The sequence below is a fragment of the Pseudogracilibacillus amylolyticus (SeqCode) genome (assembly GCF_051918545.1).
Classification (GTDB): domain Bacteria; phylum Bacillota; class Bacilli; order Bacillales; family Amphibacillaceae; genus Pseudogracilibacillus.
In genome coordinates, this window is sequence record NZ_JBPPZG010000191.1 from 1 (window position 1) to 7,445 (window position 7,445).

At 32.9% G+C, this 7,445-nt stretch carries 10 protein-coding genes; all 10 read right to left on the reverse strand.

Annotated elements, in window-relative coordinates; translation table 11 throughout:
* On the reverse strand, positions 1 to 569 hold a 569-nt coding region (locus tag ACPYKA_RS16720), incomplete at its 3' end, for a hypothetical protein (RefSeq protein ID WP_479543349.1).
* Between the two features lie 61 nt (positions 570 to 630).
* Positions 631 to 1,431, reverse strand: coding sequence for a hypothetical protein (locus ACPYKA_RS16725; RefSeq protein WP_479543350.1), 801 nt, complete (start codon positions 1,429 to 1,431; stop codon positions 631 to 633).
* 61 nt (positions 1,432 to 1,492) lie between these two features.
* Complete coding sequence (locus tag ACPYKA_RS16730; RefSeq protein WP_479543351.1) at positions 1,493 to 2,293, reverse strand: hypothetical protein; 801 nt, start codon at positions 2,291 to 2,293, stop codon at positions 1,493 to 1,495.
* Positions 2,294 to 2,384: 91 nt separating this feature from the next.
* Complete coding sequence (locus ACPYKA_RS16735) at positions 2,385 to 2,933, reverse strand: hypothetical protein (RefSeq protein WP_479543352.1); 549 nt, start codon at positions 2,931 to 2,933, stop codon at positions 2,385 to 2,387.
* A 288-nt stretch (positions 2,934 to 3,221) separates the two neighbouring features.
* Positions 3,222 to 3,869 (reverse strand): hypothetical protein, encoded by a 648-nt coding sequence (locus tag ACPYKA_RS16740; RefSeq protein WP_479543353.1) that lies wholly within the window; start codon positions 3,867 to 3,869, stop codon positions 3,222 to 3,224.
* A gap of 336 nt (positions 3,870 to 4,205) precedes the next feature.
* Positions 4,206 to 4,652: a DUF5085 family protein gene (locus ACPYKA_RS16745; RefSeq protein ID WP_479543354.1), complete on the reverse strand. Its 447-nt coding sequence runs from the start codon at positions 4,650 to 4,652 to the stop codon at positions 4,206 to 4,208.
* On the reverse strand, positions 4,649 to 5,107 hold the full coding sequence (locus ACPYKA_RS16750; protein ID WP_479543355.1) for a hypothetical protein: 459 nt from the start codon (positions 5,105 to 5,107) through the stop codon (positions 4,649 to 4,651). The genes ACPYKA_RS16745 and ACPYKA_RS16750 overlap by 4 nt, the downstream gene beginning before the upstream one ends.
* A 45-nt stretch (positions 5,108 to 5,152) precedes the next feature.
* Entirely contained in the window at positions 5,153 to 5,956 is an 804-nt protein-coding gene (locus ACPYKA_RS16755) for a hypothetical protein (RefSeq protein WP_479543356.1), read from the reverse strand.
* A 13-nt stretch (positions 5,957 to 5,969) separates the two neighbouring features.
* Positions 5,970 to 7,163, reverse strand: a complete 1,194-nt coding sequence (locus tag ACPYKA_RS16760) for a T7SS effector LXG polymorphic toxin (RefSeq protein ID WP_479543357.1) — start codon at positions 7,161 to 7,163, stop codon at positions 5,970 to 5,972.
* Between the two features lie 15 nt (positions 7,164 to 7,178).
* A partial coding sequence (locus ACPYKA_RS16765) for a TIGR04197 family type VII secretion effector (protein ID WP_479543358.1) occupies positions 7,179 to 7,445 on the reverse strand: 267 nt, incomplete at its 5' end.

Here is a 7,445-nt window from a genome sequence, read left to right on the forward strand (position 1 = left end):
GTGCTACCGATAATAACCGCTGGTAAATAAGACTTTGTTTCAAACCTGCTTCGTAACTTCCCTTTTTGCGATTCAAATCTGTATGCACCTTTTCGCAGTAATATATAATATCGAATAAAAGTGGCTAAAAAAATTAATATCCCGAAAGCGATTATTAACAAGGTAATAATCAACAGTGAATAATCCGTCCGAATTATCACCAAGTCAGACCCTATTAAAAACAGTGATCCTATAAGAAAAAATCCGGCCAAGTTTTGAGAAACTAATATTACGATGAAATATTGTACTTTTTGGTTTTTCATGTAAACACTAGGAATAGCATAAATGACCGATAAAATTACTAGAATAACTGTAACCCCCAAATGAAGATAAAATAAGACTTCTTTATAAGGATATATTGTATGGCTTGAAATAACTACGTAAATTAAGAAAAACAATAGAACTTGAAAAAATATCGACAATACCAATGTCCCACCTAAATTTTCAGGGCTTTGTCTCCCAGACTCAAACGGACCTCTTAACACTGCAAAATCTTCTTCATCTAAATTATTTAATTTTTTACAGATCAATCTCTTTACACCTTCTTAAATTAACAAACTTTCAGATTGAAATAAGGTTTAATGATCATCTCTAATGTTCGTTCGAATGATTCATTTCATTGGACAACGGCTTTAAGTTCCCATCATTATCAAAATTAAAACTATCAAAACGAGTTTTGCAGTATAAAATAACTAATTGTTCAGGTAAGACAAATAACATAATGTAAAATAATATGGGACCAAGGATAATCAGGAAAATTGTATTCCCGTCAATACTAACTATGTTTTTGAATGTGTATTGCATAAATAAAGTCAATCCTGTACCTGCTATAATTGCTACTGGAACTAAAGATTTTAATTCAATTTTCCCTCTCCGTGATGCTCTTTTTGATCCAGGTCGATACTCTCCTTTTTTTAATAAAAAGTAAAATCGAATACATGTGATTATAAATATTAATATACCAGCACTGCTTGTGACTAAAATGATAGTAAAAAGTGATTTTTGGTTTACTACGAACAATTTTTCTAAGCCAATTAGGAATAAGGATACGATATAAAATGATACTCCGGCAATGTTTTGTGATACTAATATTACGGTAGCATATTGCATCTTCTGACCTTTCATGTACACCGCTGGTATAGAATAGATAATCGACAGTAATATTAAGATTACAGAAAAAGTCGAGTAAACTAATAATATAGTTTCTTTAATACGAAATAATGAATTCCCTTCTGATATGTCATATACCATATATAACACCAATACTTGAAAGACAATACCTAGAAGCAATGTCCCTCCAAGGCTTTTAGGGCTTTGTCTCCCAGACTCAAACGGAACCCTTAACACTGCAAAATCTTGTTCATCCAAATTATTTAATTTTTTACAGATCAATCTCTTTACACCTTCTTAAATTAACAAAGTTTTAGATTGAAATAAGGTTAAATGATCATCTCTAATGTTCGTTCGCATGATTCATTTCATTGGACAACGGATTTAAATTCCCATCATTATCAAAATTAAAACTATCAAAACGAGTTTTACAATATAAAATAACTAATTGTTCGGGTAAGACAAATAACATCGTATAAAAAACTAGAGGGCCTAAAAGAATAACCATTATTACATTGCCATCTGAACTTATCATGTTTTTAAAGATATACTGTAGTAGTAAAGAGATCCCTGTTCCAGCAATAATTGCAAAAGATACTAAAGATTTGGCTTCAAATCTTGTTCTTAATTGTGCCTTCTTGGAACCTAAACGGTACTCTCCTTTTCTTAATAGTTTATAAAACCGAATAAAAGTTACGATAAACGTTAGTATTCCAAGGCCAACCATTATGAGTGTTATCTGAATTAATCTGGTTTGTTCTATAATAAATAACCTATCTGAGCCAATTAAAAATAGAGAACTAATAAAAAGCATAATACCAAATAAGTTTTGTGAAACTAATATTGAAATGAAATATTGAATTTTCTGTCCTCTATTATAAAGGGACGGAATAGAATATAAGATTGAAAATAAAATTAATATCGCTGTTCCTACAAGATGTATATAAAACAAGATATCCTTATAAGGAAATTTCGTATTATCACCTGCAACTAGATATGTTAAAGAAAATAAAAGGGCCTGTAAAAACACTGATAATATTAGAATTCCCCCAATAGTTTTTGGGCTTTGTCTTCCTGATTCCAACGGTCCCCGTAATACGGCAAAGTCTCTTTCTTCCAATTTGTTTAATTGACGATAAATCATTTTTAAAAATTCCCCTTTAGCTAAACCAACTTTTTAATTTACGAAAACCACCTTTTATTCTATCCATTAACCTAATGCTCCTTCTATAAAGTTAGTTTTTATCAAATTCCAATTTATTTCTAAATAATATTTGGTATCTTATTAACGAAATATTACCTATAATACAACCTAAAATAAGAAAAAAGGAAAATGATACTATTAGCCAGATCAAGGAAAGATAAATAAGAAATAAAACTGTAAAAATAATCGAGATAGCGAATAAAAGTGCCGCCATTAACAATTCATTTCTATAATGCTTTTTCCCATCCTGCATATAATCCTTAATCGACTCTATAGAAATATCCAAATGTCGTAACTCTCCAATTGTCCCTTTATAAAAGGAAATACCAATTCCCATTCCGATTACTATTGTAACTAGCGTAAAAGCAAACAGGGTAACTGGATGTTCAAAGGTTATTGGAATTGCTTTAGCAGCCCTCAACAAGGCTAAAATAAGCACAAATGCAATCCAATAGAAAATCTGATTAATGGATTTATGGTTCGCTCTATATACTTCTTTGGTTTCTGGATCGATAAATAAAGTAAATGCATTTTTTCCTTTAGTCATTTCCGCATAAAATGGAACAGGTTTTTTTCTCATTTTTATCTCCTACTTACCTTTAAGTTATCCAAATACGGACCTCGGACCTCTAAACAAGCCTTTAACCGCTTCTCCAATTCTTTACCGACATTGGTTTCAGTACATTCACAAATTATTCGGCGTTTGTCTGCCTGATTCAAATGATGTTTGAAAAAGTGCGAAATCCTCTTCTTCCAGTCTATCTAGAATTTTAAACAAGAACGATTACTCCTTTTTCGTAAAGCGAACAAATTATCTGTTTTTATCACACTTAAAAACCATAGCAAGTTCGCTATGGCTTTTACATTTTTATTCAACAAAGTCTATTCTAAAATTATCCATTTCCATATGCACATTTTCATCAGTTAATGTGGAAAATATTTCTTCATCTTCTTCATTAATATCTACAAAGAATGGTATAGCACCATTTTTCTCAAGTACACCAATATAGTCCTCTGTTAAATCTATTTCATAATTTTCGAATATATATTCTCCGTCTTGATTTCCAAGAGTTAAATCAAAAGCAATATTTTTTATTGGATCTTTTAATCGATTGATAGCTAAAAACATTAGAGAAATACTATCATCCTCAAAATAAGCTACGTCTAAGGGTAGTAAACTAAAATCATCCTGGTCACCCATTTTAGGGTCATTCTCTATTTCAGCCTGAATAGCTTGATAAAATTCATTATTTTCTATCGTTATTCCATCTTCCTCATCAACTTTTAATACTTGAAGAGTTAAGTCTTCTTTTTCTTCTCCTTCAGCCAATTCCTCACCCTCATATTGATTTTTTCCTTCTGTGTTTGAGTCATCCGAATTATTATTTTCTGATTCTTTTACTTCCACTTCATCGATTTCATTTTCTTTATCACTTGTATCATTACTTGTTTTATTTCCACAAGCAGCTAGACCTAGAACTAAAATAAACGATACAATCAAAATTAATTTCTTCAAAATAACAGCTCCCTTTTTATTCCTACACTCATTTCTAGATAATGCTTTCCTTTATTAGTCGTTTTAAATTTTAGAAAACTTGCTTATCACCAAGCCTTGGCGAAATCCTTAATTGCACTTACGAGTGATTGACGTACTAGTTACTTGTGCCTGAGACAAATCTTTACGGTGGGACGAACGAAAGAGCAAATGCCCTTCGATGGGACGAGTAAGCGCAGTCCCAGGACGCCCGAGCTTTTAGCCAGTGAGCGAGTCAAGAAAGTTTTAAACTTTCTTATCAAGCCAAAAAATACCGGTGTTCTTTGTTCTAAATCCGTGTTGTATAAATAAGCATTTCTATATATACCCTATACTCATTTCCATATAAGTATCACCACTATAGTTTGTTTTAAATTCAACAAACAAGGGGGTTTTAGCTTTAAATCCTCTCTGTTGCATATATTTTGCCAATTCAATATATTTTTGCATCGTTTGGTTGCCAAAATCTTCTTTAACACGCGTCATTACCATTGGGGTTATGCAAAAGTAGCTACGGAAATACATTTGTTCATCTATTTTGTTATCGAAATTGTTTTCTTCGATTGGCAAGAAAATTTCTGCAGTCATCACACCGTCTGTCGGTTCATGAATCATAGAATAGAACAAAGAGCCCTCTGCGTTGTAATTGTTATTCTTAAGGATCTGATTGAAATCACTAATCGCCTCACCAATTTCATCAGGTGCAAAGTTATAATATTTTGAAACTACATTTTGATAAGATATTTGGTGATTTGGGATAATCATATTTTTTTGCTCCTATCCTCAATAGGAACATATATATCAATGATGATATCCCCGTATACTTCGATTAACACACAGTAAAATTTATCTTCTAATTCCATCCCTTTTTCTTTTCCATAATCTTTTACCTTTTGATATGCTGCATGAAAATTTGCTTCCTGGTCTGCCTGCCGAAGTACAAGTGCTTCATCAATACATAAATTTTCTATGAAACGGAAGTGTGTTACATCATCTAAACTAACCGTTTCATTGATTGGTAAGTAATATGTAAAATGACCAAATTTATCTTCATTTTCTTCTGATTGGACGGAGAAAAATACAGGTCCATTTTTATAAATATCTGTAGTTAGGGTAAAGTCCTCCATAAGAAAGATACCTTCCTGCCATCCTGTTCTTAATTGTTTTGTTTCGTAAACTAATAGTTTATCAAAATTTAATGAACGTATTTCAAATTTCACCTAAAAACCTCCTTCTTCCTCGTTAGCGGGCATACCTTTTATGCGTTATCCATTTTTAGTTCTATCTCCACTTCCCCAAGGCTGTAATTTTCCGTCTTTATCAAAATTAAAACTGGAGAAACGTTTTTTGCAGTAAATGGATATGATAGAATATGCAAATAAATACATTCCCATAAAAAAAACTGCGAAAAACAGGATAACAAAGATCATATTCTCAATATATCCAGTTAAAAAACCATCAAACAAAAACCGCAGAATAAACACGAGACCTATTGCTGCAATAATAAATTCGGGTAATTTTGACAATGTAGAACGATCTCTTTCCAACACTTTCTCATGTTGATGTATTGTAGAGTCTTTCCGATATTCTCCTCTTTCAAGCGACCGCTGTAACCTGATGATTATGGCGACTAAAAAGGCAATCCCTAATAATAAAACACCTACAGCTAAAGTAATAAATGCCCTCTCAGTAAGATTCACTGACCGAACCAACATAAAAAGCGCAGCAAAATAAGGAAAAATACTGATAAAATTTAATAACATAAGACTCCCTACTATTAACTGACCTTGTTGCTTTTTATAATAGATAGTTGGAATTGCATAAATAATTGATAGTATAATTAATATAAAAGTAAACACATATTGTATCGTTAACAGGATTGATTTATTATACTCTGGATGCATTGTCGGATCAGCTGCTGCGAAGATCCCAAGACCGAACAACAGCTGACCAATTATTCCTACGAGGAGTACATTTCTCAAATTATCTGGAGTTTGCCTACCTGATTCAAATGATGTTCTAAAAAGTGCGAAGTCCTCTTCTTCTAGCCTATCCAATCTTTTATGCAAAATAAATCCTCCTCTAGAAAAACCAACTTTTCAGTTTACGATATCCTTTTTTTACTCGATCAGAAACAGATTGTTTCGTTTTACCAAACTCAACATCAAGCAATTTCCCAATTCCCCATCCTACAATGACCGTTGCAGTAACTGCAACCGCTCCAACTGCAGCAACTCCTGTCACCGCGGCAGCACCGGCAACAATTGCACCCGCTACCGCTACAGAGGCAGAACCTAATGCTATATCGATCGCTGTATCTTCTGCAGCATATATATGGGCATCTTTTCCTTTTAACCCTTGTGCTTTTGCATCATGATAATTACTGTAGTAACTTAAGCCTCCCCCAATCGGACCCAAAGCTCGCCTACCACTATCAAATCCTGCAACCTTTTTTGCTCCGTCTTTAATTCCCTGAGTAAATTTTTTCCCCGCATTTTTGGCTATATCTTTAACAGTTTCCTTCGTAGTTTTTGTTTCCACATTTGGAGTAGGGATCTTATTTTTCACTCTGTCAGCTCTAATTGCATCCCTTACGTCTTTTCCTCTATCCATCCATTTTATTGTCTCTTTTAAAGCTATAATCCCGGAATTGGCTGTCCCATGATCAAAATTTCCGAAAGGATCCTTACCACCTAGGGCTGCATTAGCTTTTCTCATAGCTACTTCTATATTATGAATAAGTTCTTTCGTAGTAGTATTATGACTTTTTCCTTTCTTAGTAAAGGAGTTTATATTTTTATCCAATTCATCAATTGTTTTTACTGCTGATCGATAGTCATTTGTAATATTATACAATGTTGGCTTACTGATACTTACAATATCCGATACATCGTCAATCACTCCTAAAACGCCTTGTTCAAACCCTTGTAATTTTTTATATTCTAAATCAATCTCTTGTCTAATTTCCTCCAAATAATCCATTTGCACAATAGCTGTTGCACTTGAATCTACATTCGAATGAAATGTGTCGATATGTTTTTTTAGGTTTCCGTTTAAATCATTAAAAAGTACTTGAAACGCGTTTGAAACTGTAACGTGAAAATCACCGAAATAAGTTTTTGCTGAACTAGCCGCTTTACCGGAGAATGATTCCATATTCCTAATCGCATTAATATTATCAATAACTGTCTCCAAACCTAATCCAACCTCATTATAAGCTGTTGTTACTTTATTTGATAAAGAGGTAACTTCCGACATTTCTACCTTATGTCCCATTTTCCTTTCCCTCCTTTACGTCCGAATCGGTTGGTATCCATCTCTTATATCGTGTTGCTGCACTTGTGACAGCTGTAAATCTTTCTCTCTAATTTTCTCACCAACATCTTCAAGAACTTCCAAATCAGCTTGAAACATTGCTTTATACTCAATTAAAAGTTCTAGGGCTCTGATTGTATTCTCTAAATCATCAATAAATGGGGTGATATTTGTCTTTTCAAGTGTTTCACTTGTACTCATTTGTCCGTCAACACTTGTAACAGAATTTCTTAGACTAATAAC